This window comes from Arthrobacter sp. J156 (assembly GCF_056172865.1).
In genome coordinates this window covers 1,261,470-1,286,584 of record NZ_CM149650.1, presented here as the reverse complement: position 1 = coordinate 1,286,584, position 25,115 = coordinate 1,261,470, and the positions used below count along the sequence as shown (strand labels likewise).

The window sequence follows — 25,115 nt, the reverse complement described above, 5'->3', positions numbered from 1 at the left end:
AGTGTCAGAAGCCGGGGATGAGGCGCACGAACAGGTCGATGAGCCAGATCCCGATAAAGGGGGCGATGATGCCGCCGAGCCCATAGATGGCGAGGTTGCGGCCGAGGATCTTCGATGCGTTCATCGGCCGGTATTTGACTCCGCGCAGCGCGAGGGGCACGAGGAACACGATCACGATCGCGTTGAAGATCACTGCGGACAGCACTGCAGATGCAGGTGAGTGCAGACCCATGATGTTCAACACCGCAAGGCCGGGGAACACACCCATGAAGATTGCGGGGATGATCGCGAAGTACTTCGCGATGTCGTTCGCGATCGAGAACGTGGTCAGCGCGCCCCGGGTGATGAGCAGCTGCTTGCCGATGGCGACGATGTCGATGAGCTTGGTCGGGTCGGAGTCGAGATCGACCATGTTGCCGGCCTCTTTGGCTGCCGAGGTCCCCGTATTCATCGCGACACCGACGTCAGCCTGCGCGAGCGCGGGGGCGTCGTTGGTGCCGTCACCGGTCATCGCGACGAGGTTGCCGCCCTCCTGCTCCTTGCGGATATAGGCGAGCTTCTGTTCCGGTGTCGCTTCGGCAAGGAAGTCGTCGACGCCGGCTTCCTTCGCGATCGCCGCCGCGGTCAACGGGTTGTCCCCGGTGACCATCACGGTCCGGATGCCCATTGCACGCAACTCGGCGAACCGCTCGGTCAGGCCCTCCTTGACGATGTCCTTGAGGTGGATCACGCCGAGGACTCGACGTTCGCCAGTCGCCGCTTTGACGGCGACAACGAGGGGGGTGCCGCCGGATCGGGAGATGTGTTCGACATGCTCATCGAGCTCTGCCAGTTCGCTGCTGGGAAGCCGCGTCCCGTCTTCTTCCAGCCACGCGGTGATCGCGGAACCGGCTCCCTTGCGGATCTGGGTGCCGTCGGGCACGTCGAGCCCGGACATCCGCGTTTGAGCGGTGAACGGGACGATCTCTCCGCGCGGTGCAGCACCCACGTCGACGCCCTCCGCGCGGGCAAGGTCAACGATCGACTTCCCTTCTGGAGTCGGGTCGGCGAGCGAAGACAGCGCGGCCGTTTCGATGAGTTCCTGCTCGCGGACACCGTCCAGGCGAACGAAGGCTGTCGCTCGACGGTTGCCGTAGGTGATGGTTCCTGTCTTATCCAGCAATAGCGTGGTCACGTCACCGGCAGCTTCCACCGCACGTCCAGACATGGCCAGCACATTGCGCTGAACGAGCCGGTCCATCCCCGCGATACCGATCGCGGACAGCAACGCGCCGATCGTCGTCGGAATGAGGCACACCAGAAGGGCGACGAGGACGGTGATGCTGGCGGGGCTCGCCGGATAGGACGCGATCGGGTTGAGCGTGAGCGCGACGACGACGAAGACGATCGACAACGACGCGAGCAGGATGTTCAGCGCGATCTCGTTCGGGGTGCGCTGACGGGCGGCGCCTTCGACGAGCGCGATCATCCGGTCTACGAACGTTTCGCCCGGCTTGGAAGTGATTCGCACGACGATACGGTCGGACAGCACGCGGGTACCGCCGGTGACGGCGGATCGGTCGCCACCGGACTCGCGAATAACGGGTGCGGATTCACCGGTGATAGCCGATTCGTCCACGCTTGCGATGCCCCACACGATGTCGCCATCGCCGGGGATCAGCTCACCAGCGGACACAACAACCGTGTCGCCCAATCGCAGGTCTGCCGAGGATAGGTCCTTTATGGCGGCTCGCTCGGCGGCTGGATCTGCACCAGGTTGGTAGTCGGCGACATGGTGTGCGGTGGTGCTGGTGCGGGTTTTGCGTAATGTGTCGGCCTGGGCCTTACCGCGACCTTCGGCGATCGACTCGGCGAGATTCGCGAACAGGACCGTGAGCCAGAGCCATACGGCGATGATCCAGGTGAACGACCAAGGAACACTCGTCCCGCCCGACTCGGCGGGTCCGCCCAGGAAAGGTTCGGCGACAGCGAGGAGGGTGGTGAGGGCGGCGCCCACCCACACGATAAACATCACGGGGTTTCGCCACTGCGCGCGCGGATTGAGCTTGCGGAGCGCTCCCGGGAGGGCGGTGCGGATCTGTGCCCAGGTGAGCGTCTTGCGTGGCGCGCGAGTGGTCGCGTGCGGCGCTTCGGCCAGAGGGGTTGGGGTAATGGTGGACATGTTTACAGCAGCCCTTCCGCCAGGGGACCCAGCGTGAGAACGGGGAAGAAAACGAGAGCAGTCACCAGAACCGCGGTACCGACGGTCAGACCGACGAACAACGGACGGTGTGTAGGCAAGGTTCCGGCCGTTGCGGGAACCTTGTCCTGTGCGGCGAGGGAACCGGCCAGCGCGAGGACGAGAGCGATCGGGATGAACCGGCCGAACAGCATCGCGACACCGATCGCGGCGGTCAGCCACGGGGTGCTGGCGGTCAACCCTGCGAATGCGGAGCCGTTGTTGTTCGCGCCCGATGCGAAGGCGTAGATCACTTCGGACAGGCCGTGCGAGCCGGTGTTCGTGAGCGATTCGTTCACGATGCTGTCTCGAAGGGCCGGGATGGCGAAGCTCAATGCGACACCACCGAGGACGAGGATCGGCATGACGAGGATGTACATGCTCGCAAGCTTCATCTCCCGCGGCCCGATCTTCTTCCCGAGGTATTCAGGGGTGCGGCCAACGAGCAGCCCCGCAACGAACACGGCGATCACCGCGATGATCAGCATCCCGTACAGGCCGGCTCCGACACCACCGGGAGCGATCTCGCCCAGCAGCATGTTGACCATCGGGATCATCCCGCCCAGCCCGGTGTACGAGTCGTGCATCGAGTTCACCGACCCGGTCGAGGTCAACGTGGTCGTCGCCGCATAGAGAACAGATTGCACGAGTCCGAATCGGGCTTCCTTCCCTTCCATCGCGGCCCCGGCCAGTTCCGGCGCAGTACCCTGTCCGGCGAACTCGAATGCTGCCAGCGCGCTCACCGAGACCAGATACAGGGTGCCCATCGCGGCGAGGATCGCGTATCCCTGACGATTGTCGCCAACCATCTTCCCGAACGTGCGCGGAAGCGAGAACGGGATCAGCAGGATCAGGAACGCCTGGAACAGGCTCGTCCACCCCGTCGGGTTCTCGAACGGATGCGAAGCGTTCGCGTTGTAGAAACCGCCACCGTTCGTGCCGAGCTCCTTGATGACCTCCTGAGAGGCAACGGGGCCACCCGGGATGGTCTGCGTTCCACCGGTGATGGTGGTCACATCGACGTAGCCGTTGAAGTTCTGCACGACGCCGCCCGCGATTAGTACGATCGCGCCGACGATCGAGATCGGCAGGAGGATGCGGAACGTGCCGCGGATGAGGTCGACCCAGAAGTTCCCGATCGTTCCCGATCTGCGGTACGCGAACCCGCGAACGAGCGCCACGGCGACAGCGATACCCGTCGCAGCGGAGACGAAGTTCTGTACGGCAAGGCCAGCGAACTGAACCGTGTAGGCGAGGTCCTCACCCGAATACGCCTGCCAGTTCGTGTTCGTCACGAAGGAGATCGCGGTGTTGAACGCAACACCCGGCTCGACGTTCTCGTTACCGAGGGAGTACGGCAGCCACTGCTGCGTGCGCTGCATCAAGAACAGCAGCAGAACGCCGACGATCGAGAAGTACAGGACAGAACGCAGATACGCCTGCCAGGACTGCTCCTGAGACGGATCGACCCCGATGACTTTGTAGATTCCCCGTTCGACTTTCCAGTCCTTCCGGGTCGTGAACACCCAAGCCATATAGTCGCCCACAGGCCGGTACAGCAACCCCAGGGCGAGGACGAGCGTGGCGACGCTCGCGATAAGCAAACCCCACTCCATCAGAAACGCTCCGGCTTCACGAGAGCGAACACGAGATAGAACACAGCCGCGACCCCGAGAGCAGCAGCAAGAAACTCGAACACGATCACAGCTTCTCCACCGCCTTCCCGACCAAGCCAACGACTACGAACAGGACGATCACGCCCAGCACGTAGACAATGTCAAGCACAACAAACTCCATTCGGAGAACAGCGACAGCAAGACCGCAGCCGCACGCCCAATTCCAAGCGCAACTCCCGATCAAACACCTCCTGACACCGCAAAAACGGGGCCCTAACGGAACCCATACAGGAAGGCACGGGAACCTAACGCTCCCCTTACACCAGGGCGTCCAGAAGCAGGGCCGTCACCGTTGTGTACCCGGGCCGGCGGCGGTGACCGTAAGGATTTGGGCGATCGCCGTATGGGTTCCGTTTACGCTCCTTCCGCACAACCCCCTACGCGTCCTAAGACGGAAGAGTGACCCTGACTGAGCCTCGATCCACCGACGCGGGTTCAGGCGGGACTATCTCATTAACGGTGTATCCGGCGGTTTCTTTTAGTAGCTTTCAGCGGCCGGGAATCGGTCGCTGAAAGTGATGGCGAAGGCGTTCAAAGCGGGCTTCCAACGCACGGCCCATCGGGTCTTGCCGGCACCGGTCGGATCGAGGGATCGGGTGACCAGATACAGGCACTTTAGCGCAGCCTGCTCGGTGGGGAAATGACCCCGGGCCTTCACGGCGCGCCGGTACCTGGCGTTGAGGGATTCGATCGCATTGGTCGAGCAGATCACGCGCCGGATTTCCACGTCATAGTCCAGGAACGGGATGAACTCCTCCCACGCGTTCTCCCACAGCCGCACGATGGCCCCGTATTTCTTGCCCCAGCGCTCGGTGAGCTCCTCGAACGCCGCCCTGGCGGCCGCAGCGTTCACGGCGGTGTAGATGGGCTTCACGTCCCGTTTGAGCGCGTCCCAGTCCTTCTTCGAGGCCAGGCGGAAGGTATTGCGGATCAGGTGGATGATGCAGGTCTGCACGGTTGTCAGCGGCCAGACGTTGGTGACGACTTCGGGCAGGCCTTTGAGGCCGTCGCAGACCAGGAAGAAGGTGTCTTTCACGCCGCGGTTCTTGATGTCGGTGAGCACGCTCATCCAGAACTTCGCGCCCTCACCGCCGGTGCCGGCCCACAGGCCGAGGATGTCCTTCTCACCCTCCAGCGTCACGCCGATCGCGGCGTAGACGGGCCGGTTGGCGACCTGCCCGTCGCGGACCTTGACGACGATGGCGTCGATGAAGATCGCCGCGTAGACCTCATCCAGCGGCCGGTTTTGCCACGCGGCCATCTCGTCGAGCACCCTGTCGGTGATCCGCGAGACGGTCTCCTTTGACACGGACGCACCGTAGATCTCGGCGAAGTGCGCGCTGATTTCCCCGGTGGTCAGGCCCTTGGCATAGAGCGACAGGACCATCTCATCGACACCGGTCAGGCGGCGCTGACGCTTCTTGACGATGACCGGTGAGAAGGTCCCTTCCCGGTCCCGCGGCACGTCCACCTCCACCGGGCCCGTGGTCTCCGTCAGCACCGTTTTTGGGCGCACGCCGTTGCGGGAATTCGCGGTCTGCTTCCCTGCCGTATCGTGCTTTTCATATCCGAGATGCTCGGTCATTTCCTCATCGAGCGCGGTCTCGATCACGGTCTTGGTCAGCTGCTTGAGCAGACCGTCCGGCCCGGTCAGGGACAGGCCCTGTTCCTTCGCCATTCTGACCAGCTCGCGCGCAGCGTCGCCCTCGGATACTTCTGTCTTCTTTTCAGCGGTTTTCGTACTCGGCACAGCCTCAAGTGTTGCGGCCATATCGGGCTCCTCCCCGCCAGGCTTACCGCCCGGCGTGTCGAGCCGGATACACCGTTATTTCCACAGTCCCGTTCAGGCCGGAGTGTGATTCCGGAAGCACCGGGTGAATCGATTTTGGGCGTGAGGAAGTAACCGGCCTCGCTGCCGGTGGTGTTCCACTGTTGGTCCTTCGGTCGTGCCGGGGCGCGGCGTTCGGTCGGTTGGCTATGCCGATTGTGGTGGCGGGTGGATGGCGGTGAAGAGCCGTTCGAGTCCCTGTTGCCAGGGCCAGGCCTCGGGCAGTCTGATTCGAATTTTGCGGGCGCTGGAGGCGATGCGGGCCGGGATGTTCACGAGTCTGGCCCGGATGGTGCCGGTGCGGGCTTTGGTGAAGGTGCCGGCGGCGAGGATCCCGGCGGTGCGGGTGAGGTTGTAGGCCATCACCGCGCAGACCAGCCAGGCGCTGTTGGCCCCGAAGTGGCCGGAGGGCAGGTGGGCCAGGGCGCTGTCCTTCAGATCCGCGTTGACTTGCTCGATGATCGCGTGTTGCCGGTGGGTCTGGTCCGCGGCCACCGTGTCCAACACTTCCGGATCCACGGTGGTGAAGAAGGCGTGGAACCGGTGGGTGTCGAACAACGTCGGCTGCCCGTCGTCCTGCCTGGGGTTCAGTTCTGGGATGCGGCGCACCACCAGGCGTCCGGGGATGCGTTCGGCTTTCTTCCTCGAGGTGAACGCGGTGAAGGACACCTCGGCGACCTCGGCTTTGGAGGTCCAGGTGCCGGTGGTCTCGTCGTAGATCGCCTCGGGGTATTCGATGCCGGTCCAGGCATCGTCGGCGATGGTGGCGATGGCGGCCTTGACCGCCAGATTCATCCGCACGGTGACCGAGACGTCGGCACCGGCTTTCAACGCGGTGGCCACGGTGGCGTGCCCGTAGAAAGCTGAGTCGGCACGGACCAACATCCGGGCGCCAGAGTCCGGAGGCAGTCGCTTGAGCGTGGCCAGCGCGTCGGCGATCAACCGGCAGGCCCCGCGTGGGGAGCCCACCGCTCCGCGACGCAGACGCTGACCCAAGATCACCGGGGCCGCAGTCTCGGTGCTCGCCGTGGCCAGCAAGGCGTTGAGTCCACGCACGCCCGAGTATCCGTACCCGGAGCCCTGCTTCTGATAGCCGTGGACCTCGATGATCGTGTCGTCCACATCCACATAGACGAACTGTCCGGCGCCGGGGCTTCCCAGCACCGATGCCCTGACGGAGAGGTTGGCCAACAGTCGGGAGGCGACCGCGTCGAGCTGGCGGACGTGCCCGAAGGTGAACGCACGCAGGAACGAACCCAGGGTCGAGGGCGCGTAGCAGGCGTTGAAGAGTCGTTTCATCGCCCCGTGGCGCAGGATGGCCATGTCGTCGATCGAGTCGGCTCCGGCGCACATGCCGGCCACCAGGGCCGCGATCTTGGCCCCGGCGTTGGCGCCCTTGTCGGTCGGCACCGTCAATCGCCCCTTGGCCAGCTGGTGCAGGCCGGCCTCGGCGGCCAGCTCCATCATCGGCACCAGTCCGGCGGAGCCGATGAGGTTCGGCTCGTCGAAGGAAGCTGACAGTGCGGAACGGGTGTGGGAAACTTGCATCTGCGAGATGCCCTCTCATCGCGGTGGAACGGAACCTTAGACAAGTGCCATTCTTCCCGGTCAGACGGGCATTTCGTTCTTAATTACGTACCAGTACCAAGCATGCTCATCGGTGGATCAAGGCTGAGATACTCCCGACCCTCCGGCGAAGCCTTCCCACCCCGATAGCTCTTGCCGAGTGGCCCGCGCACACCGAAGCAACCACCGACGATGTCACTGTGAGTGGAATCTCGCTGCGCCAGTACGTCGACCTCTGCGGAACGCCGTGCGTGCTCACTGGCGACGATCCCATCCTGGACTCGCGTCACCCGGAGTTGACGGGAACCAGGACTGTGGTGGCCATGAAGATCACGGTCATCGTCGACACGCCGGAGCATCGCGCGATCGCGCTGACGGATTCCTGGGGCACTAACCTTGACGCCTGCTGGAGCGAGTGCCGTCTGATCGGGCGGGTATCCATCGCACGTCTGCAATCGTTCGAACTCATCCCGGGAGAGCTCGGCGCGCCGGCGTTGCCCTACCCGGTTGCTGCACTGCCGAGCGACCTCCATGCCGGTGACCTCCTCGCCGTCCCATCCCGCAGCTCGATCTCCCTCGCCCAGCTCCGCCCCAGCCACGCAACAGAGCTTCGAAGCAGCGGCACCGTCTCGGAGACTGGAGAAGAGCTTTCATGAGCCTCCTTCACAGCATCCTGAGTGCTCGCGCACTTCGCCACGCAGCGCAAGCGCGAGACATCCACCGCCGAGACAGGAGAGCCGTCGTCACTGCAGATGATGTGGTGGTCACCGGCCGGTCGTTGGCACAACTGGCGTCATCGCGTGGAACCCCCAGCGTGCTCGTCACGTCCGCCGTGGACATCAGACAGCGCGATACTCACTTCACATGGGTACTCACGCGCGTCACGGCCGTTTCCGGCGAACCACACGGACATCGCCGGGAGATCACCATCGACGCGAGCCTCCAGGAGATCGCCTCCGTGATCACGCAGACCCACATCGTGGGCGCCCGTCCACCGAAGAAGACGCGAACCGTCACTGTCACCGGCGCAGACCAGGTGTCCATTGATGTTCGGATCCCAGCCGGCACGGAACCCGGGGCCGTGATCGCGTTCCGATGCGCGTCGACAGTCGCTTTGAGTCAAGTGCGACCGCACGCCTCGACGGCCCGAACCGGAGATGTCGACGACACCACATGGGGCGCGCGGTGCATGAAATAACACGGCCCCCATGTGACAGGCACACGGAGGCCGACGCCAACACGGCTGAGAGTGCTCGATCGGTACCGACGATACTCGTCCGCGGCGACGAGCACCCTGCTCTGCACGACCTCATCGCGACCACCGGCACGCTCAATCACCCACCCGCATCGCAAGCGAACTTCGTACCCGAACGGATACGCGGTGTAGTCGGATGCATCCACCTCCCCACGGCGGACACGGCATCTCCAGCGAAGATGCGCAGCCGGCTCAAGGATGAGCGGAACCTCGCGCGCATCCTCGGCGAGCAGCTCCCCCGTCTGAGCCACCTGCTCTTCGTCCTCGACACGGGCGCACCCCAGCACACCCAACGCCTGGCCAGGCTGGCGTCATCTGCGATCACCCGCATCCACGCAGACATCGAGATGACCGCGGGCCGGTCAGTGTGCGTCACCGCGATCGTCCTCGATAGGACAGCAGACCCCACTGTGCTGCGAGATCGCATCTGCGAAAGACTCCGCGACAACCCAATCGAGGGAAGCTTCCTTCTGAAGTGGTCAGAGATCGTGCAAAGCTCGATCCGCGACGTCGTATCCGAAGCTCTCAGCTAAACGTATCCATGCGCGTGCCTCTTCGGCCTACTCGATCCGGGAAGCGTTCATCTCGGCTACTTCATCGTAGATCGCCTGCCATACGCGGTAGAAAGACGCCGATGACATCTCGCCACGGCGTAACGATCGCGATGCGCCCTCGAGCACCCGCGAAAAAAGCAACAGACCCTCTTCTCGTTCCGCGTCCCGCGCGTCAGGGTGAAAAGCAAAGCACGAGGACCAGAGCATGACGGAGCATCGGCGCACCGGAGCTGAACGAAGAGCGAGATAGCCGCCCACTGGGAGCAGGACACCTGCGATTAGCAACGCACTAGCCCCCAAGGGGGCGCCTACTCCTGCCAGCAGAAGCCCCACCACCAGGCCGCCGCCAGCGGCAATCGGCACGAAAAGACGACAAGCCTCCGCGAACCGTCGCGTTCGTTCGTCCGCATTCGGTGGATAAACCACCAGCCGCGAGTACGATGCACCGTACCGGCCGACCGCGTGCGACACATATCCCCAGCGAGGAACCTTGTCAAGGGACTGTGGAAATAACGGTGTATCCGGCTCGACACGCCGGGCGGTAAGCCTGGCGGGGAGGAGCCCGATATGGCCGCAACACTTGAGGCTGTGCCGAGTACGAAAACCGCTGAAAAGAAGACAGAAGTATCCGAGGGCGACGCTGCGCGCGAGCTGGTCAGAATGGCGAAGGAACAGGGCCTGTCCCTGACCGGGCCGGACGGTCTGCTCAAGCAGCTGACCAAGACCGTGATCGAGACCGCGCTCGATGAGGAAATGACCGAGCATCTCGGATATGAAAAGCACGATACGGCAGGGAAGCAGACCGCGAATTCCCGCAACGGCGTGCGCCCAAAAACGGTGCTGACGGAGACCACGGGCCCGGTGGAGGTGGACGTGCCGCGGGACCGGGAAGGGACCTTCTCACCGGTCATCGTCAAGAAGCGTCAGCGCCGCCTGACCGGTGTCGATGAGATGGTCCTGTCGCTCTATGCCAAGGGCCTGACCACCGGGGAAATCAGCGCGCACTTCGCCGAGATCTACGGTGCGTCCGTGTCAAAGGAGACCGTCTCGCGGATCACCGACAGGGTGCTCGACGAGATGGCCGCGTGGCAAAACCGGCCGCTGGATGAGGTCTACGCGGCGATCTTCATCGACGCCATCGTCGTCAAGGTCCGCGACGGGCAGGTCGCCAACCGGCCCGTCTACGCCGCGATCGGCGTGACGCTGGAGGGTGAGAAGGACATCCTCGGCCTGTGGGCCGGCACCGGCGGTGAGGGCGCGAAGTTCTGGATGAGCGTGCTCACCGACATCAAGAACCGCGGCGTGAAAGACACCTTCTTCCTGGTCTGCGACGGCCTCAAAGGCCTGCCCGAAGTCGTCACCAACGTCTGGCCGCTGACAACCGTGCAGACCTGCATCATCCACCTGATCCGCAATACCTTCCGCCTGGCCTCGAAGAAGGACTGGGACGCGCTCAAACGGGACGTGAAGCCCATCTACACCGCCGTGAACGCTGCGGCCGCCAGGGCGGCGTTCGAGGAGCTCACCGAGCGCTGGGGCAAGAAATACGGGGCCATCGTGCGGCTGTGGGAGAACGCGTGGGAGGAGTTCATCCCGTTCCTGGACTATGACGTGGAAATCCGGCGCGTGATCTGCTCGACCAATGCGATCGAATCCCTCAACGCCAGGTACCGGCGCGCCGTGAAGGCCCGGGGTCATTTCCCCACCGAGCAGGCTGCGCTAAAGTGCCTGTATCTGGTCACCCGATCCCTCGATCCGACCGGTGCCGGCAAGACCCGATGGGCCGTGCGTTGGAAGCCCGCTTTGAACGCCTTCGCCATCACTTTCAGCGACCGATTCCCGGCCGCTGAAAGCTACTAAAAGAAACCGCCGGATACACCGTTAATGAGATAGTCCCCTTGTCAACGGCCCTTGAGGTATGAAAGGGACGAGGAGGAGCGGAGGAATCTGCAGGAGTCACACGGTGATCGTCGCTGAGGCTTTCGCCGCGGTATAGCACTCCAAACGGAACTCATACAAGCCTCCCGCCTGATCGGCGGTTTTCCACACGCGCTGCTGACACCATTAGGTGTCTCTGTGGCGCTGATGGCAGTCGTCGATCAAGTCTCGCTTCACAGATCCGCGAGTCGGTCAATGGAGCACAACTCAGCCCACTTCTCGGCTACTTGAGAGGCAGTGTCGGAGGCTTGCGCGCGAAGCGCAACGAGCAACGCCGCAACGATGGCGGTAACGACGATCGCCACGACGAATCGCGAAGCAACCCCACCGATTGCCGTGTGGGTCACTGCTGCGACGACAGGCCACCACGCGCTCCGAATGAGCCCGCAGTCGAGGCCCGCCCACCACCGCTCGGAACTTGTCGTTGTATGGTCCCAGACTGTGATCGTCGCCACCTACCGCCGACCCATCGTCGCGCCATTTCCGACCAAGGCATACATGCTGCTTTGACAATTCGCCCTGCTGTCATCCGATCAGCGCTCGGAGGGCAGCTTCGGCCTGCTTTGGCAAGACGCCATTACCTAACGCCGCAAGTTGCTGCGATTGCGTGAGCGCAAGCGCGGGGTCGGTCACCCAACCAGCGTCCAGGCCCATGATCCACTCCACAAACGCTGGGGCGGGGCGTGGTCCGGTTCTGTCGTTCAGTACTGTCGGCGCCGGCGCTACTCGTCCCATGATTCGTTCCCATCGGAAGATGGCTGGGCCGTATCGTCCCCACTGCCGAAAAACTCGGCGATCAGCGCGAAGGTTGCCTCCGACGACCGACGACTGCGCCTGGTCGCGAGGTCTATCACCTGATGGCTTAGGGTGATCGTGCCACGCCTGGCCTTCACCAGATCCAGAGTCTCCCCGCCCCTGGCGGAGTCGGAGGCGAGCGGCGTTCGGAACAGTACGGTTCGCGAGGATGAAGATGCGGAACCGGGGGTGTGGTGCGCCGATTGCGGACGCGGGTAGGCCGATCCATCTCGCATCATACCGGAGGTCGGCCAGGTCTCCGAGTACGGCGCCAAGTGCCCGTAGAGGTCGGGCTGGCTGGTCTCCCAGACCCCACGGGTCGGGCTCCACACCGCGAAGGGTTGCACCTGCGGGGGTTTCAGGTTCGGGGTTGCGTCGTCCATCGTCGTCTCCTTCCGGGGCCGGGCGGGACGCGGTTGCGGTAAGCAGGCCGCGTACGTTCTCGATGACGACCCACTCTGGTTGCAGCTTCTCGATCGCGGTCGCCATGTGTGCCCAGAGACCGGATCGGGTACCGGGGGCAAGGCCGGCCATCTTGCCAACCGTGGAGACGTCCTGACAAGGGAACCCGCCGCAGAGCACATCGACTGGCTCGACGGTCTGCCAGTCGATCGTGGTGATGTCGCCGAGGTTCGGAGCGTCGGGCCAATGGTGGGCGAAGACACGGGCAACAGGTTCGTTGATTTCGGAGAACCAGATCGTGCGGGCGTCGAAGACTTCCTCGACGGCGAGGTCGAGACCGCCATACCCGGAGAACAGTGACCCGACCCGCAGACGGTGATCGTTGTTCGGCTGGCGCATCAGGACTCCGACAGGTTCGTGATCCCTGGCCGTGGTCCACTCGCGAACTCGACACCAGGCTGGTCACCTGCCAGGTGCTCGCCCCCCATCGACCATCCTGAGCCGGTCGAACCGTCACCGCTCATGCAGGTCGTTCCGACCGCCCCTCGGAGTTACCACGCGTCTTGCAGGTCCTCGGGCCGCCTTCCGGCGGCGGTCGCTCACCTCCTCGTTGAGCGATGGGAGGTGAGCGGGTGACGGTCTCGATGCGCGTCATGTCGGCAGGCGATGGCTACAAGTACCTGCTCCGCACCGTCGCCGCAGGCGACGGCGACCGCTCTCTGTCCACGCCGCTGACGAGGTACTACGCCGAGGAGGGCAGTCCGCCGGGTCGCTGGCTCGGCGCGGGCGTCGCAGCGCTGGGCGGGGTGATCGTGGAAGGCGATCAGGTCTCCGAGTCCCAGCTCCAGCTCCTTGTCGGGATGGGCCGGAACCCCGTCACCGGCGACCCGCTCGGACTGGCGTATCCCGCGTACAAGACCGCGGCGGAGCGCGTCGAGGAGCGCACCGCGGCCCTCGATCGCCACCTTGGGCCGGCCTCGCGTGCCGAGGCGGTCGCGCAGATCGAGGCCAAAGAAGCGGGGCGGGGGACGCGGCGCGCCGTCGCCGGGTATGACTTCACGTTCTCGATCCCGAAGTCAGCCTCGGTGTTCTGGGCGGTTGCGGATGCGGGGACGCAGGCGTTGATCGCGGACGCGCACCATGCGGCGGTTGCGGAGGTGGTTGCGTTCATGGAGCGGGAGGTTGCAGCCACGCGCACCGGCGCAACCGCCCGCGATGGAGCCGTTGCGCAGGTCGATGTGCGGGGTCTGGTCGCCACGGCGTTCGACCACTACGACTCCCGCGCGGGCGACCCGCACTTGCACACGCACGTCGTTATCAGCAACAAGGTGCAGACCGTCCTGGACGGCAAGTGGCGCTCCCTCGACGGCCGGCCCATGCACGCCGCGACCGTCGCGCTCTCCGAGCTGCACAAGGCCGTGTTCGCCGACCACCTCACTCGCGCGTTCGGGGTCGAGTGGGAGGCGCGGGACATGGGCCGCGACCGCAATCCCGCGTGGGCGGTCGCCAGCGTGCCGGAGGAGCTGGTGGTCGAGTTCTCCTCCCGATCCCGGCACATCGACGCGGAGAAGAACCGGCTCCTCGCCGAGTACGTCGACAAGCACGGACGGCAGCCCTCGACGGCGACGATCATCAAGCTCCGCGCCCAAGCCACCCTCACCACCCGCCCCGAGAAGCAGGTCCGATCCCTCGTCGATCTGACTACCGAGTGGCGGGCGCGTGCCGGTCGCATCCTCGGCGCGGATGCGACCTCATGGGCGCGCACGGTCGCGGCGAACGGCGCACCGCTGTTGCTGCGCGCCGACGACCTCCCGCTGGACGTTATCGCGTCCCTTGGCCAGTCGGTCGTGGAGGTGGTGGGCGAGAAGCGGTCGACCTGGCGGCGGTGGAACCTCACCGCTGAGGCGGCTCGGCAGACGATGGGTTACCGGTTCGCGTCCACTGTGGATCGGGAGGCGATCGTCGGCCTGGTCGTGGAGGCCGCCGAAGCCGCGTCGCTGCGGCTCACGCCGCCGGAGCTCGCGACGAGCCCGGTGGCGTTCCGCCGGCCGGATGGCATGTCAGTGTTCCGGCCGAAGCACTCGACGGTGTTCTCCTCCGAAGTCCTGCTGGCCGCCGAAGACCGTCTCCTCGAGCGCGCCCGCATGAGGACCGGCCCGACCGTGCCGCTGGCGACGGTGGAGCGGATCGCCGCCAGGCCCGACCGGGACGGGCGAGTGCTCGGCGACGACCAAGCCGCCGCGCTCGCGTCGGTCGCCGTGTCTGGTCGCGTCGTCGATGTCCTGGTCGGCCCGGCCGGCGCGGGCAAGACCACGGCGATGTCCGCGTTGCGGCGGTCATGGGAGCACGAGCACGGACCCGGCAGCGTGGTCGGGCTGGCGCCGTCTGCGGTCGCCGCGCAGGTCCTCGCTGACGACCTGGGGATCGCGACGGAGAACACCGCGAAGTGGTGGGAGGTCCATCAACGCACCGGCCAGTCGTTCCGTACGGATCAGCTCGTGATCGTGGACGAAGCGTCCCTCGCCGGCACGCTCTCCCTGGACCGGATCACCGCGCTGGCGGCCGAGGCGGGAGCGAAGGTGCTGCTCGTGGGCGACTACGCGCAGCTCCAGTCCGTCGACGCCGGCGGCGCGTTCTCGCTGCTGGTCCACGATCGGGACGACGCGCCCGAGCTGGTCGACATCCACAGGTTCACCAACCCGTGGGAGAAGACCGCATCCCTCGGCCTGCGGCACGGTCACACCGAGGTCATCGACACCTACATGGAGCACGGCCGGGTGAGCGGCGGGGAGACGGAGGCGATGATCGACGCCGCGTACGCGGCCTGGCGCGCCGACCGGCTCGCGGGGAGGGCGAGCGTGCTGGTCAGCGACTCGAACGAATCCGTCCTCGCGCTCAACCAACGCGCCCGCACAGACCTGATCCTCGACGGCACGGTGAACGCGCTGCGCGAGGTCGAGCTGCACGACGGCACGCGCGCCGCGACCGGGGACACGGTCATCACCCGCCGTAACGACCGCCGCCTGCGTGCCGGCCGATCCTGGGTCCGCAACGGCGACAGGTGGAGCGTCACCGACATCCGCGACGACGGCTCGGTTACCCTCCGCCGCGCCGGGCACAGATGGGGCGGGTCGGTCGTGCTCCCGGCCGACTACGCGGCCGAACACCTAGACCTCGGCTACGCGGTGACGTCCTACCGGGCGCAGGGCATCACGGTGAACACCTCGCACGTCCTGGTCGACCCATCTATGACGCGGGAGAACCTGTACGTCGCGCTCACCCGCGGCCGGGACGCCAACCTCGCCTACGTCGCAACCGACAAGCCCGACGACTCCCACCACGGCCCGCACCCCGGCGACAACACCGAAGCCACCGCGAGGTCGATGCTGTTCGGGGTGCTCCAGCACGGCGGCGCCGAGCTCTCCGCCCACGAGACCATCACCGCCGAACAGGACGCCTGGGCGAACATCGGCCAACTCGCCGCGGAGTACGAGACGATCGCCGCCGCAGCCCAACACGACAGGTGGGCGAGCCTCGTGCGCGCATCAGGGCTCACCGACGACGACGCGGACGCCGCGATCAGCTCCCCAGCGTTCGGCGCCTTGACTGCCGAGCTTCGCCGTGCCGAGGCCAACCACCATGACATCGAAACTCTGCTACCGCGACTCGTACGAGCGCGCGGATTCACGGATGCCGACGACATCGCCGCTGTCCTCCACCACCGCGTGACTCGCGCCACCGCCCGCCCCGCCGGGTCCGGCCGCGCCCGTATGACGCCCCAGCTGATCGCCGGACTCATCCCCGAAGCCACCGGCACCATGAGCGGCGAGTTCCGGCAGGCACTCACCGAACGACGCGACCTCATCGAGACCCGCGCCGACGCAATCCTCGACGCCGCGCTCACCGAACAGCAGGGGTGGACGAAGGCACTCGGCATCCCGCCGAAGGACGCCAAGACCGCCGCGACCTGGCGCCGCCTGGCCCGCACGGTCGCCGCGTACCGCGACCGCTACGGCATCGCGGACCCGGCGCCACTCGGGGCGCCGGCCGAGAACGATGCACAGAAGATCGAGGCCGCCCGCGCCCGCGCCGCCCTTGATCGGGCACGCGACCTCGTGCGAGGGCCGGGGGAGGAGCCGCAGCGGCGGCACGGGCGGGAGCCGGTGCGCCGCTCTCTGTGAACGAGTGCGCTTCCCGATGTCAGGGCCGAGCCGTACAGTGGATGACGAGGCGGCCTCTATATTGGCGCTGTCGCTCCCCGCGACGGTATGACCCCCCGCAGCAGTGGGTGGTCCTTTCAGGTTCTTGTCGTCGAACTCCTGAGAGGACTATGCACATGTTCCGACTCATTTGGGCGGCCAGCGTACGCACCCACAGCATCCTCAGCTACGCGCCCACCAACCTCCTGCTCGCCGTCACCCGCACCCGCCGCGGACTGCGCTGGGGCATCCCAGCGATGCTCCTCGCAATCCCATACCTGCTCGCCGCCCACTGGTGCGTCACGACCATCGAGGCCGGTGGGCCTGGGTGGCTCAACCTTCTGGTGCTGTTGTGCGGGTGGAACTCGATCAAGCTGATCCTGAACGGACCGATCACCGCGGTCCTGCTCATCCGCACCAAGATCCGTGAGCGTGCCAGGCTTCGCCGCGCATGCCAGGCTGAACGTGTGGCTCGTCTCGCCGCATAGAGAGAACAGCAGAACGGACATAACCTTGAGACATGGGCGACTCCTGGGCGTCTAGTCTCGCGGCACGCAAGACGATGCTGGGAAACCGCGGTCGCGATACCAAGCCTGGGCTCGCTGTGCGGCATCTTGTGCACGCACAAGGGCTGCGTTACCGCGTCAACGCGCGACCAGAGATCGGAATCCGACGGACCGCCGATCTGCTCTTCACTCGTATGCGCGTGGTCGTCTTCATCGACGGCTGCTTCTGGCACAAGTGTCCGACCCACTTCTCGATGCCAGTCACAAACCAGGAGTTCTGGCGCGAGAAGATCGACGGTAACGAGCAACGAGACAGACAAACGACGACCCTGCTGGAGGATCGTGGATGGCTCGTACTGCGTTTTTGGGAGCATGAGGACCCGGTGTCGGTGGCGGATCGTATCGTCAGAGAGATACGAGACCGACCCCACCGGTACGCCCAGACTGCCCTCCGCCCAGGCGTGGCTAACCAGTGATCCACCGTGGCGCGGTCAGTCGTGCCTCTGTTCACGCACCGGTAAGGTAGTGGGAGGTGGCGTGTCGGCTCGGCGAGTCGCGCGCCACGACGACGTTGGTCGTGTTCTCCTGGAGGTGGACGTCTAGACGGGAAGGAGCGCTGGAGCTTGGCGACATACGCAGTAAAGCTGGAGCGTTCAGTGCCGCTCGTCCTCCCGAGGCACCCGGACGCACCAGGCGACGACAGCTTCGAGGAGTGGTGTCGGCGAGAGAAGTCCTCCGGGCGTCCCCTCGCCGTTGACCTCTTCTCTGGCGCGGGAGGTCTTGGAGCGGGCGTCGAGGCCGCAGGGTGGACGGTCGTAGCTGCGGTCGATCATGATACGGCGGCACTGGAGACACACCGAGCCAACTTCCGGGGCAAAGCACTCGAAGTCGACATGGCTGAGCCATCCCAGGTGGCCGCGCTCATCGAGAACCTCCGCCCGCTTGGGATTGACCTCGTAGCCGGAGGCCCCCCATGTCAGCCTTTCAGCCGTGCTGGACGGGCGAAGATTCGCAGCCTCATCAACGACGGCGTGCGCGACGAGATCGACGCCCGGAAGGAACTGTGGCGGTCGTTCATCGATGTTGTCTTGGCACTGAAACCGCGCGCAGTTCTCATGGAGAACGTCCCCGACATGGCGATCGGCGATGACCTCGTCGTCATCAGGGCGATCGCCGACATCCTCGAAAGCGCCGGATACGTTGTCGACTATCGGCTCCTTGACGCATGGCGTCACGGAGTCCCGCAGCATCGCAAGCGCTTCATCCTCCAGGCACGCAATGATGGGGCTCTGCCGGCTTGGCCCACACCTATGGAGCACCGCCCGACCGTCCGCGATGCGATCGAGGATCTTCCTTCGCTCGACGAAACCACCGGTGCGCGCGAACTGCCCTACATGGGCCAACCATTCAGCGCGCTGGCCAAGACCCTCCATGACGACGACGCGGACATCATCTACGACCACATGACACGTCCGGTGCGGGACGATGACCGCGAGGCGTTCCAGCTCATGACCTCCTCAACCCTGTACTCGGACCTCCCTGAGCACCTGCGCCGATATCGTTCCGACACCTTCAACGACAAGTACAAGCGCCTCGACTGGGACGACCTGAGTAGGACGATCACGGCTCACATCGCCAAAGACGGCTACTGGTACATCCATCCACAGGAACACCGCACACTCACCGTCCGCGAAGCGGCACGTATCCAGACCTTTCCAGACAGCTTCCGCTTCGCAGGGACCCGCAGTGACGCATTTCGACAGATCGGCAACGCAGTCCCGCCAGCACTGGGCCGGACCGTCGCAGAGGCGATCCTGCCCCTCGCGGAGCCGCACGAGGAGCAGCCCAGACTTCCCGATCTGCGCCGGAGGCTGTCGCTGTGGGCCGTCGAGCAGAGACAGACGGCATGGTGGCTCTACCCTGGGCCGGACATGACGGCCGCTGCTGCCGCGTTCGCCGCCCTGCTTGACATGCACCGACTTCCTGCTGCAACCGCCGCGTCGCTCATGGAACCGCTCCGAGGCGTTCCGGACCTCTCCATCGAGTCGCTCCAGCACATCGAAGTGCACACGCTCAGCAAGACCCGCAGGGACGCTGTAAGGCAGCTTCGAGGCATCGTCCGCGAGAGCCCGTCTGTGGACTGGACACCGCGCGTTGCAGCCATGCTCGGCGACGCACAGCACCGCGTGTTCTCGCTATTGCGCGGTGGCAACGAACTTCTTGTCAACGAGCACGTCAGCAAAGTCGTGACCCTCCTGATGGAGCTCCCCGAAGGGCACACCGGTCTGCGGACTGACATCAAGGTTGCGCTCGCACAACTGGTCTCCGGCGGCGACGAAGCTGCATTGAGGATGTGCGCGATCCGTGCGATCACTGTCTCCGAGGCGCGCGCCCGAATCCTCGACCCCGCCACTCCACACCCAGCAGAGTCCAGGGGAGAGCGAGTCTCATGAGTGCCGATGTCCAGCAGGCCGTCAGCCATGAACCCTCGGGCAGTGGCGCGCTCCGTCCCAAGGCGCGGCTGCTCCGGACACTTGGCAGCGACCTGATCAGCAGCGACAAGGTCGCTCTGATCGAACTGGTCAAGAACTCCTACGATGCCGACGCCAGCGTCGTTCTCATTCGCTTCCACGGCCCGCTGGAGGAAGGGAAGGGTCGCATCGAGGTATGGGATGACGGCCACGGCATGGACGTCGCCACACTCCAACGCTCGTGGCTCGACATCGCGACCGACACCAAGAGACGACGCCCTCGCAGCGACAGAGGTCGACGAGTGCTCGGCGAGAAGGGCATCGGTCGACTCGCCGCGGCCCGGCTCGGGCACGAGATGATGCTCGTCACCAGGATGACCAATGCTGACGAGGTCAAGCTCCTGATCGACTGGACGGACTTCGATCGCGAGGACGCGTACCTCGATCAGATCGAGGTCGCCTGGGAAGTCGGAGCACCCGACGTCTTCTCTGACTCCGGCGCAGCCATTGACACCTTCTCCGCAGCCGAAAACGAGACCTGGCACCACGGCCGCGGGACCGTAGTCCAGATTGACCGCCTTTCTCGTGCGTGGGATCGCGAGGACCTTCTTGAACTGCGCACGGCGCTGACGCGGCTGATACGGCCCCGTCCTGGCACAGTGTCAAGCCTCGCGAGTACAGAAGATGCCGAGCCCGATTTCCAGGTGATCCTGGAACTGGTTGACGTCGAGGAGGGACTAGAAGACCTCGCTGGTCCGATCGAGCCATCGTCTGAACTCCAGACCCCTCACTACAGCCTCACCGGCTTCGTGGATGCCCAGGGGTCCGCCACGCTTCGCTACGCACAACAGGACCCTCCGCTGGAGGAGGATATCGGCGTCAAACAGTTGTGGACCGATGAGAAGCGCTCCCCACATGCAGGACCCTTCGACTTCGAGATCAATGTCTGGGACCGAGACAAGACAGCCATCCAGCGGACCCTCCAGGAGACCGGTGCCGAGAGTGCAGCGCCCAGCGCGAAGGACTTGAAGGGCTTCCGTGACACGCTTAGCGAGGTTGCCGGTGTCAGCATCTATCGAGATGGCTTTCGAGTCCTTCCATTCGGTGAAAGCGGCGATGACTGGCTCGGGCTCGACCTGCGACGCGTCCAGACGCCGACCCGTCGGGTGTCGAACAACCAGATCATCGGTCACGTCTTCATCGGTGCCGACACGAACGAAGGACTCAAGGACCAGTCGAACCGCGAGGGCATACTTGCTGGCACCGCCTACTCGGACCTCCAGACGCTGGTGAAAGCTGCTCTCGTTGAGCTTGAGACGCGACGCTATGCCGCGCGCCACCCCAAGAAGGAGCCCGGGGAGAGCAAGGGTGGCCTATTCGAACGGTTCGACCTTGGGGAGATTCGCACCGCCTTGGCCCAGAGCTACCCTGGCGACAAGCGTCTCATCGGACTCATCGACGACAAGAACCGCGACATCCAAGAAGGAGTAACCGAGGTTCAGAACGTCTTGTCGCGATACTCCCGACTTGCCACTCTCGGGGCACTTATTGATCGAGTCCTCCACGATGGCCGAACCGTGGTGACACGACTCAAGAACATCGCGCGATTTGGTGCTCGCGACCTCGACAAGAAGAACCTCACCGACAGCGAGAAAGTCACGATCGCTGCGACAGCCATGTCGGACACGACGACCCAAGCCGATCTGCTCTCCTCTCTCTTTAAGCAGATCGAACCCTTCGGCGGCCGCAAGCGCGGACGACCCAAGGAAATCAGCACCAGCGACGTCATCGACAAGGCAATCTCAATCCTCCAGCAGGAAGCCGACGATCGCGGCGTTGACTTGGTTCGAGAGGGTGACCCAGTCGCCGTAAAACTCGATGAAGCTGAAATGTTGACAGTCCTCATCAATCTCATCCAGAACGCCATCTACTGGACCTCAACTCAGCCAAAGGGGACCGAGCGGAAGGTGATCGCAGCCGCCCGACTGAACGATGACTCCTCATTGAGCCTCGTTGTGAGCGACTCTGGACCCGGGGTGGCGGAGGGGGTCCGTGGGCACATTTTCGACCCCTACTTCTCCAGCAAGCCGGAAGGCGTGGGGCTCGGCCTGAGCATCGTAGGAAACCTCGTCGAGGACATCTACGAAGGCCAGCTCATTCTTGTTGACGAAGGTCCTCTCGACGGCGCGACTTTCGAGGCCACCTTCAGGAGGCGGGTCCAATGAAGAAGAAGGTACGTGTCCTCATCATCGAGGACAAGGCTGACCTCGCCGCAGACGCGAGGCGCGAGATTGAAGACGCTTTCGAAGAGAGCGACGAGATCGAAGTTGAAGTCTCGGTAGAGACAGATTTCGACAGGGGATTCGCACGCGTCCGTGCGCGTGAAAGCGACGTGGTCGTGTTGGATGTCCGTCGCGACGCCTCTGAGTCTGTGACAGAGGACGACACTGCTGGGCAAGCTGTCTATCGGGACATCAAGGAAGCCTGTTTCGCGCCGGTTGTGTTCTGGACGGCTCTACCCGAAAAGGTAAATCATGAGCAGATGAGTCCCTTGGTGACGGTGGTTACCAAAGAGGAGACGGTCAAGCTTCCGGCCGCTATTCAAGCAGCCGTTGCAAGCGGAGCGCTGACCACGATCAGCGATATTGAACAGCATGCCGCGGACGTGCTCCGAAAGCACATGTGGACGGAACTTGCCCCGAACTGGGCGGAGTACACCGGAGACACTGACTCCGCGGGCATCACTCAAGTGCTACTCAGTAGGCTCGCTCGAATCCTTGACGAGGATCGTGACCAGACGTTCACGACTCACCCGAGCCATCGCTACGTGTATCCACCCGCATCGGACCGCCGATCACCCGGTGACGTACTTCGCGCAACGGACCAGACCTGGTGGGTAGTTCTTACGCCTGCATGTGACTTCGAGCAGGACAAGGTCGATTACGTTCTTCTCGCCAAGGCCAGCCCACTTGCGGAGCACCCGAAGTATCAGAGGTGGGCGAGCGCGAACGCTGGCAGTAATAACGAGAAGGACCGTTGGAAGAGCCTGGATCAGGATGTCCTCAGGGCGACGCACGGGAGGTTCCACTTCCTCCCTGCGTTCCGCGAGATCCCAGATTTGGTGATCGACCTAGAGAACGTGAGGGCGGTCGAGGTTGACGCGCTGGACCACTTCGCCTGGGTTGCATCACTCGTCAGTCCGTTTGCTGAGGCATTGCTAGTGCAGCATAGCCACGTCCGTGGACGCATTGGAGTGCCCGACCTCGATTCTGAACGTGTCAAGCAGCGCCTATTGGGCGGTCAGCCGGCGGCCAGCTGACTCGGCTGAGTGGACCAATCAAGTGACCAACCGCGTGCAAACCCTGCAAAACGTGACGTGCGAAGCGCGATCCTGAAACACAAAACCCCAGGTCAGGTGGGTTATGAGCCCTACTCCTGGCACCTGGGGGTCAAGGGGTCGCAGGTTCAAATCCTGTCATCCCGACAAAAAGCCCTGGTGAGAAGCAATTTTCACCAGGGCTTCGTCGTTTCTGAGGGTGGTCACTGGCTGGTCCACTTCCCTCATTTGCCTGTGCTGCTCGTTCGCGCATTGGTCCACTTCCATTCAGTGACTTCGGCTGTGGAGTGCACCAAAAGGTGCCCGAGAGGTGCACCAAATCGCGGGCGCGACGGTGCTCCGGCCCCCTTCTGGGAGGGTCGGAGCGTGGTTCCATTCGTGGTCACAGACGGGGTCCGTCGCGGCGGCTCGCATCCTTCCTCGTGGGGGTCTTGGAGAGGAACTGGTTGGCCTGCCTGGCAGCTTCGGCGAGGTGGCGGTGGTCGGGGTGCAGATACCCCTTGGTCGTCTCGATCGACTGATGCCCGAGGATCTCTTGGAGGACATGCAGGGCGATGCCGGCGTCGGCCATCCAGGTCGCTCCGGTGTGCCGGAGCCCATGCCGGGTGAGGCCGGTGAGGTTGAGGCCCGCGACGAGGTCATCCCAGCGGGTGGCGTCTCTGACGGTGGCGGTGGTGAGGACGCCTCCGCGTGGCCCGCGTAAGAGCGGGTCGTCGTCTTTCTTGTCGGTGGTGAGGCGTTCGAGGACGGGTTCGAGTGCGTCGAGCATCGGCACCGGGCGATCGCGCCGGCCTTTGGTCTGTTTGATGACGAGGCCGCCTTTGCCGGGATAGTGCTGGCGTCTGATCCACACGATGTGGTTCTCCCAGTCCACATCCCCGACCCGCAGCCCTGCGACCTCTGAACCCCTGGCGGCCAGGAGCGCGGCGAGCATGACGTGATCGGAATACGACTGATGCACCTCCCCGCACTCAGTCGCGAGCTTCCGCAGCGTCGCCAAATCCGGAAGCGCGTACTGTCGTAGCGCGCCGGTGGTCTGGGTGACGTGTTTGCCGAGGTTACGGCGTGCGCGGTGCTTGGCGGGGTTGATGGAGATGATGTCGTCGCGCACCGCTTCATCAAGCACCCGGACGAGTGGGGCGATGGAGTTCTTGATCGTCGAGGCCGAGTGCTCGGCCTCCCACGTGTCGATGGTGCGGTCGATCATCCCCGCGGTGATCTTCGCAACCCGAACGTGCCCGAGCGCTGGCAACACCCGCAGTCGCAGTCCGGTGTCGTAGAGCTCGGCGGTGGAGGTCGGGTCCAGGCCTCGCTGCCACCGATCCCCGATGGAAGTGGCGTAGTCGGTGAGGGTGATGGTGGTGTCCGCACCGGTTTCGGTCGCTGCCCGCATCTGATCGTAGAACTCCTCGACCTCCTCGTGGCTGCGGACGTGGGCGACGCGGCCGACGCGCTTATGCGTGGAAGGGTCGGTCCATCGCACGCGGGCACGGAATCCGTCGGTGCGGCGTTCGACATCGGTGGTGAGCTTCACCCCGACTGGCGGCATCCGCCTGTTGCGAGGGTCAGCCATGATCGTTCTCCTGCTCGGTGACCCAGGCGCGCACTGTGGCTGGGGTGTAGCGAGAGACGCCGCCGACGCGCAGGAACGGCGGCCCGATCTTTTCCCGTCGCCAGCGCGAGAGGGTGGCTTGGGAGACGTTCAAGAACTCCGCGACATCCCGCGCACACCACAACGTCTCGACCGGACCCGCACCGTGGTCAACGACGGTCGGGGCGTTCATCGTCGAGACTCGCGTAGAAGGCGTCTTCGGCCGCCTGCCGTTGGGCAAGATCGGCTTCAACGAAGGCATCGAAGTCTTCGGCCCGATCGGCGATCACGATGTCATCTACCGTCGGTGCAGGGGCTTCGCCGGGCCAGGTGGTCTGCCGGGTGGGGCGGTCGCGATCCAGTCGGGTGCTGCTCGCGGCGACCCAGTCGCGGAGTCGCTGCCGGGTGTCGGCGAAGTCGCGATGCCACCCGTTGGGTGCGGATCCGTTCTGATCGGGGTCGTAGGCGCACAGCCAGTGCAGGTGCAGCGCGGACAGTTCCCACAACAGCTCGGGGTGTCGGTACCAGAACGGCGGCACCACACTCGCGGGCAGGCCGTATGTGCGTCGGAGCCAGTTCACCCACCGGTCGAGTTCGAGCCACTCGGCCCCGGCCTCATCTGCGGTGAGTAGGTTCCAGTTCACCGGATGCGGTGGCCCCGGCAGTGAGTCCGGATCAGACAACGCCGGCCGCTTCCCCGTCTCCTCCGCGTCGTGGAGTGCGGGTTCGGGCTCGGGTTCGTCGAACTCCGGGGCGTCCTCAGCAACGATGGTGCTCAT

Annotated in this window: 20 protein-coding genes; 10 read left to right on the top strand and 10 right to left on the bottom strand. The window is 64.6% G+C overall.

Going from position 1 to position 25,115, the window contains the following annotated elements; translation table 11 throughout:
- Nucleotides 1–4: 4 nt before the first annotated feature.
- The 5 genes from kdpB to AC0QR5_RS05925 all read right to left on the bottom strand — a co-directional run bounded on the left by kdpB (nucleotide 5) and on the right by AC0QR5_RS05925 (nucleotide 7,270).
- Complete coding sequence (gene kdpB / locus AC0QR5_RS05945) at nucleotides 5–2,161, bottom strand: potassium-transporting ATPase subunit KdpB (RefSeq protein ID WP_329864181.1); 2,157 nt, start codon at nucleotides 2,159–2,161, stop codon at nucleotides 5–7.
- Nucleotides 2,162–2,163: 2 nt separating this feature from the next.
- A complete protein-coding gene (gene kdpA, locus AC0QR5_RS05940; protein WP_329864183.1) occupies nucleotides 2,164–3,834 on the bottom strand; it encodes a potassium-transporting ATPase subunit KdpA in 1,671 nt (556 codons plus the stop codon).
- Nucleotides 3,834–3,878, bottom strand: coding sequence for a potassium-transporting ATPase subunit F (locus AC0QR5_RS05935; RefSeq protein ID WP_475372514.1), 45 nt, complete (start codon nucleotides 3,876–3,878; stop codon nucleotides 3,834–3,836). The genes kdpA and AC0QR5_RS05935 overlap by 1 nt, the downstream gene beginning before the upstream one ends.
- A 494-nt stretch (nucleotides 3,879–4,372) precedes the next feature.
- A complete protein-coding gene (locus AC0QR5_RS05930) occupies nucleotides 4,373–5,665 on the bottom strand; it encodes an IS256 family transposase (RefSeq protein WP_400588025.1) in 1,293 nt (430 codons plus the stop codon).
- Between the two features lie 204 nt (nucleotides 5,666–5,869).
- Nucleotides 5,870–7,270, bottom strand: a complete 1,401-nt coding sequence (locus tag AC0QR5_RS05925; RefSeq protein WP_329864114.1) for an IS1380 family transposase — start codon at nucleotides 7,268–7,270, stop codon at nucleotides 5,870–5,872.
- A 218-nt stretch (nucleotides 7,271–7,488) separates the two neighbouring features.
- Here AC0QR5_RS05925 and AC0QR5_RS05920 point away from each other — a divergent pair, with 218 nt between their 5' ends.
- From AC0QR5_RS05920 to AC0QR5_RS05910, 3 genes are all read left to right on the top strand, one after another.
- Nucleotides 7,489–7,944, top strand: coding sequence for a hypothetical protein (locus AC0QR5_RS05920; protein WP_329864299.1), 456 nt, complete (start codon nucleotides 7,489–7,491; stop codon nucleotides 7,942–7,944).
- The gene (locus tag AC0QR5_RS05915; RefSeq protein WP_329864300.1) at nucleotides 7,941–8,486 is read left to right on the top strand and encodes a hypothetical protein; all 546 of its coding nucleotides are present in this window, start codon (nucleotides 7,941–7,943) and stop codon (nucleotides 8,484–8,486) included. The genes AC0QR5_RS05920 and AC0QR5_RS05915 overlap by 4 nt, the downstream gene beginning before the upstream one ends.
- A 236-nt stretch (nucleotides 8,487–8,722) precedes the next feature.
- Nucleotides 8,723–9,076 carry a hypothetical protein gene (locus tag AC0QR5_RS05910; RefSeq protein ID WP_329864301.1) on the top strand — a complete coding sequence of 118 codons (354 nt, stop codon included), beginning with the start codon at nucleotides 8,723–8,725 and terminating at the stop codon, nucleotides 9,074–9,076.
- 27 nt (nucleotides 9,077–9,103) lie between these two features.
- Here the strand turns inward: AC0QR5_RS05910 and AC0QR5_RS05905 are convergent, their stop codons facing one another.
- A complete protein-coding gene (locus AC0QR5_RS05905; protein WP_475372513.1) occupies nucleotides 9,104–9,523 on the bottom strand; it encodes a DUF6611 family protein in 420 nt (139 codons plus the stop codon).
- Between the two features lie 141 nt (nucleotides 9,524–9,664).
- On the opposite strand from AC0QR5_RS05905, the gene AC0QR5_RS05900 reads away from it, so the two are divergent.
- Nucleotides 9,665–10,957: an IS256 family transposase gene (locus AC0QR5_RS05900; RefSeq protein WP_400588025.1), complete on the top strand. Its 1,293-nt coding sequence runs from the start codon at nucleotides 9,665–9,667 to the stop codon at nucleotides 10,955–10,957.
- A gap of 603 nt (nucleotides 10,958–11,560) precedes the next feature.
- On the opposite strand, the gene AC0QR5_RS05895 is transcribed toward AC0QR5_RS05900, so the two are convergent.
- Nucleotides 11,561–12,631, bottom strand: coding sequence for a DNA cytosine methyltransferase (locus AC0QR5_RS05895; protein WP_329863501.1), 1,071 nt, complete (start codon nucleotides 12,629–12,631; stop codon nucleotides 11,561–11,563).
- Nucleotides 12,632–12,876: 245 nt separating this feature from the next.
- Between AC0QR5_RS05895 and mobF the strand changes: the two genes are divergently transcribed.
- The 6 genes from mobF (at nucleotide 12,877) to AC0QR5_RS05865 (ending at nucleotide 22,727) form a co-directional block, all read left to right on the top strand.
- Nucleotides 12,877–16,413: a MobF family relaxase gene (gene mobF, locus AC0QR5_RS05890; protein WP_443089722.1), complete on the top strand. Its 3,537-nt coding sequence runs from the start codon at nucleotides 12,877–12,879 to the stop codon at nucleotides 16,411–16,413.
- Nucleotides 16,414–16,568: 155 nt separating this feature from the next.
- Nucleotides 16,569–16,919, top strand: coding sequence for a sulfate permease (locus AC0QR5_RS05885; protein ID WP_329863505.1), 351 nt, complete (start codon nucleotides 16,569–16,571; stop codon nucleotides 16,917–16,919).
- Between the two features lie 32 nt (nucleotides 16,920–16,951).
- Complete coding sequence (locus AC0QR5_RS05880) at nucleotides 16,952–17,413, top strand: very short patch repair endonuclease (RefSeq protein ID WP_329863506.1); 462 nt, start codon at nucleotides 16,952–16,954, stop codon at nucleotides 17,411–17,413.
- A gap of 147 nt (nucleotides 17,414–17,560) precedes the next feature.
- On the top strand, nucleotides 17,561–19,390 hold the full coding sequence (locus AC0QR5_RS05875; RefSeq protein ID WP_329863507.1) for a DNA cytosine methyltransferase: 1,830 nt from the start codon (nucleotides 17,561–17,563) through the stop codon (nucleotides 19,388–19,390).
- Nucleotides 19,387–21,633 (top strand): ATP-binding protein, encoded by a 2,247-nt coding sequence (locus tag AC0QR5_RS05870; protein ID WP_329863509.1) that lies wholly within the window; start codon nucleotides 19,387–19,389, stop codon nucleotides 21,631–21,633. The genes AC0QR5_RS05875 and AC0QR5_RS05870 overlap by 4 nt, the downstream gene beginning before the upstream one ends.
- On the top strand, nucleotides 21,630–22,727 hold the full coding sequence (locus AC0QR5_RS05865; RefSeq protein ID WP_292860825.1) for a hypothetical protein: 1,098 nt from the start codon (nucleotides 21,630–21,632) through the stop codon (nucleotides 22,725–22,727). The genes AC0QR5_RS05870 and AC0QR5_RS05865 overlap by 4 nt, the downstream gene beginning before the upstream one ends.
- A gap of 400 nt (nucleotides 22,728–23,127) precedes the next feature.
- On the opposite strand, the gene AC0QR5_RS05860 is transcribed toward AC0QR5_RS05865, so the two are convergent.
- The 3 genes from AC0QR5_RS05860 to AC0QR5_RS05850 are packed head-to-tail and all read right to left on the bottom strand — an operon-like array spanning nucleotide 23,128 to nucleotide 25,115.
- Entirely contained in the window at nucleotides 23,128–24,318 is a 1,191-nt protein-coding gene (locus tag AC0QR5_RS05860; protein WP_045247670.1) for a tyrosine-type recombinase/integrase, read from the bottom strand.
- On the bottom strand, nucleotides 24,311–24,529 hold the full coding sequence (locus tag AC0QR5_RS05855; RefSeq protein WP_045247671.1) for a helix-turn-helix domain-containing protein: 219 nt from the start codon (nucleotides 24,527–24,529) through the stop codon (nucleotides 24,311–24,313). The genes AC0QR5_RS05860 and AC0QR5_RS05855 overlap by 8 nt, the downstream gene beginning before the upstream one ends.
- Nucleotides 24,507–25,115, bottom strand: a complete 609-nt coding sequence (locus AC0QR5_RS05850; RefSeq protein WP_045247672.1) for a hypothetical protein — start codon at nucleotides 25,113–25,115, stop codon at nucleotides 24,507–24,509. Before AC0QR5_RS05850 ends, AC0QR5_RS05855 begins: the two co-directional genes overlap by 23 nt.

Bases quoted from the DNA above. Each gene is read 5' to 3' on its own strand.
- AC0QR5_RS05860 (WP_045247670.1), bottom strand. From the start codon at position 24,318: ATGGCTGACCCTCGCAACAGGCGGATGCCGCCAGTCGGGGTGAAGCTC.
- kdpA (WP_329864183.1), bottom strand. From the start codon at position 3,834: ATGGAGTGGGGTTTGCTTATCGCGAGCGTCGCCACGCTCGTCCTCGCC.
- AC0QR5_RS05910 (WP_329864301.1), top strand. From the start codon at position 8,723: ATGCGCAGCCGGCTCAAGGATGAGCGGAACCTCGCGCGCATCCTCGGC.
- AC0QR5_RS05855 (WP_045247671.1), bottom strand. From the start codon at position 24,529: ATGAACGCCCCGACCGTCGTTGACCACGGTGCGGGTCCGGTCGAGACG.
- AC0QR5_RS05900 (WP_400588025.1), top strand. From the start codon at position 9,665: ATGGCCGCAACACTTGAGGCTGTGCCGAGTACGAAAACCGCTGAAAAG.
- AC0QR5_RS05850 (WP_045247672.1), bottom strand. From the start codon at position 25,115: ATGAGCACCATCGTTGCTGAGGACGCCCCGGAGTTCGACGAACCCGAG.
- AC0QR5_RS05930 (WP_400588025.1), bottom strand. From the start codon at position 5,665: ATGGCCGCAACACTTGAGGCTGTGCCGAGTACGAAAACCGCTGAAAAG.
- AC0QR5_RS05885 (WP_329863505.1), top strand. From the start codon at position 16,569: ATGTTCCGACTCATTTGGGCGGCCAGCGTACGCACCCACAGCATCCTC.
- mobF (WP_443089722.1), top strand. From the start codon at position 12,877: ATGCGCGTCATGTCGGCAGGCGATGGCTACAAGTACCTGCTCCGCACC.
- AC0QR5_RS05895 (WP_329863501.1), bottom strand. From the start codon at position 12,631: ATGCGCCAGCCGAACAACGATCACCGTCTGCGGGTCGGGTCACTGTTC.
- AC0QR5_RS05865 (WP_292860825.1), top strand. From the start codon at position 21,630: ATGAAGAAGAAGGTACGTGTCCTCATCATCGAGGACAAGGCTGACCTC.
- AC0QR5_RS05915 (WP_329864300.1), top strand. From the start codon at position 7,941: ATGAGCCTCCTTCACAGCATCCTGAGTGCTCGCGCACTTCGCCACGCA.
- AC0QR5_RS05870 (WP_329863509.1), top strand. From the start codon at position 19,387: ATGAGTGCCGATGTCCAGCAGGCCGTCAGCCATGAACCCTCGGGCAGT.
- AC0QR5_RS05880 (WP_329863506.1), top strand. From the start codon at position 16,952: ATGGGCGACTCCTGGGCGTCTAGTCTCGCGGCACGCAAGACGATGCTG.
- kdpB (WP_329864181.1), bottom strand. From the start codon at position 2,161: ATGTCCACCATTACCCCAACCCCTCTGGCCGAAGCGCCGCACGCGACC.
- AC0QR5_RS05925 (WP_329864114.1), bottom strand. From the start codon at position 7,270: ATGCAAGTTTCCCACACCCGTTCCGCACTGTCAGCTTCCTTCGACGAG.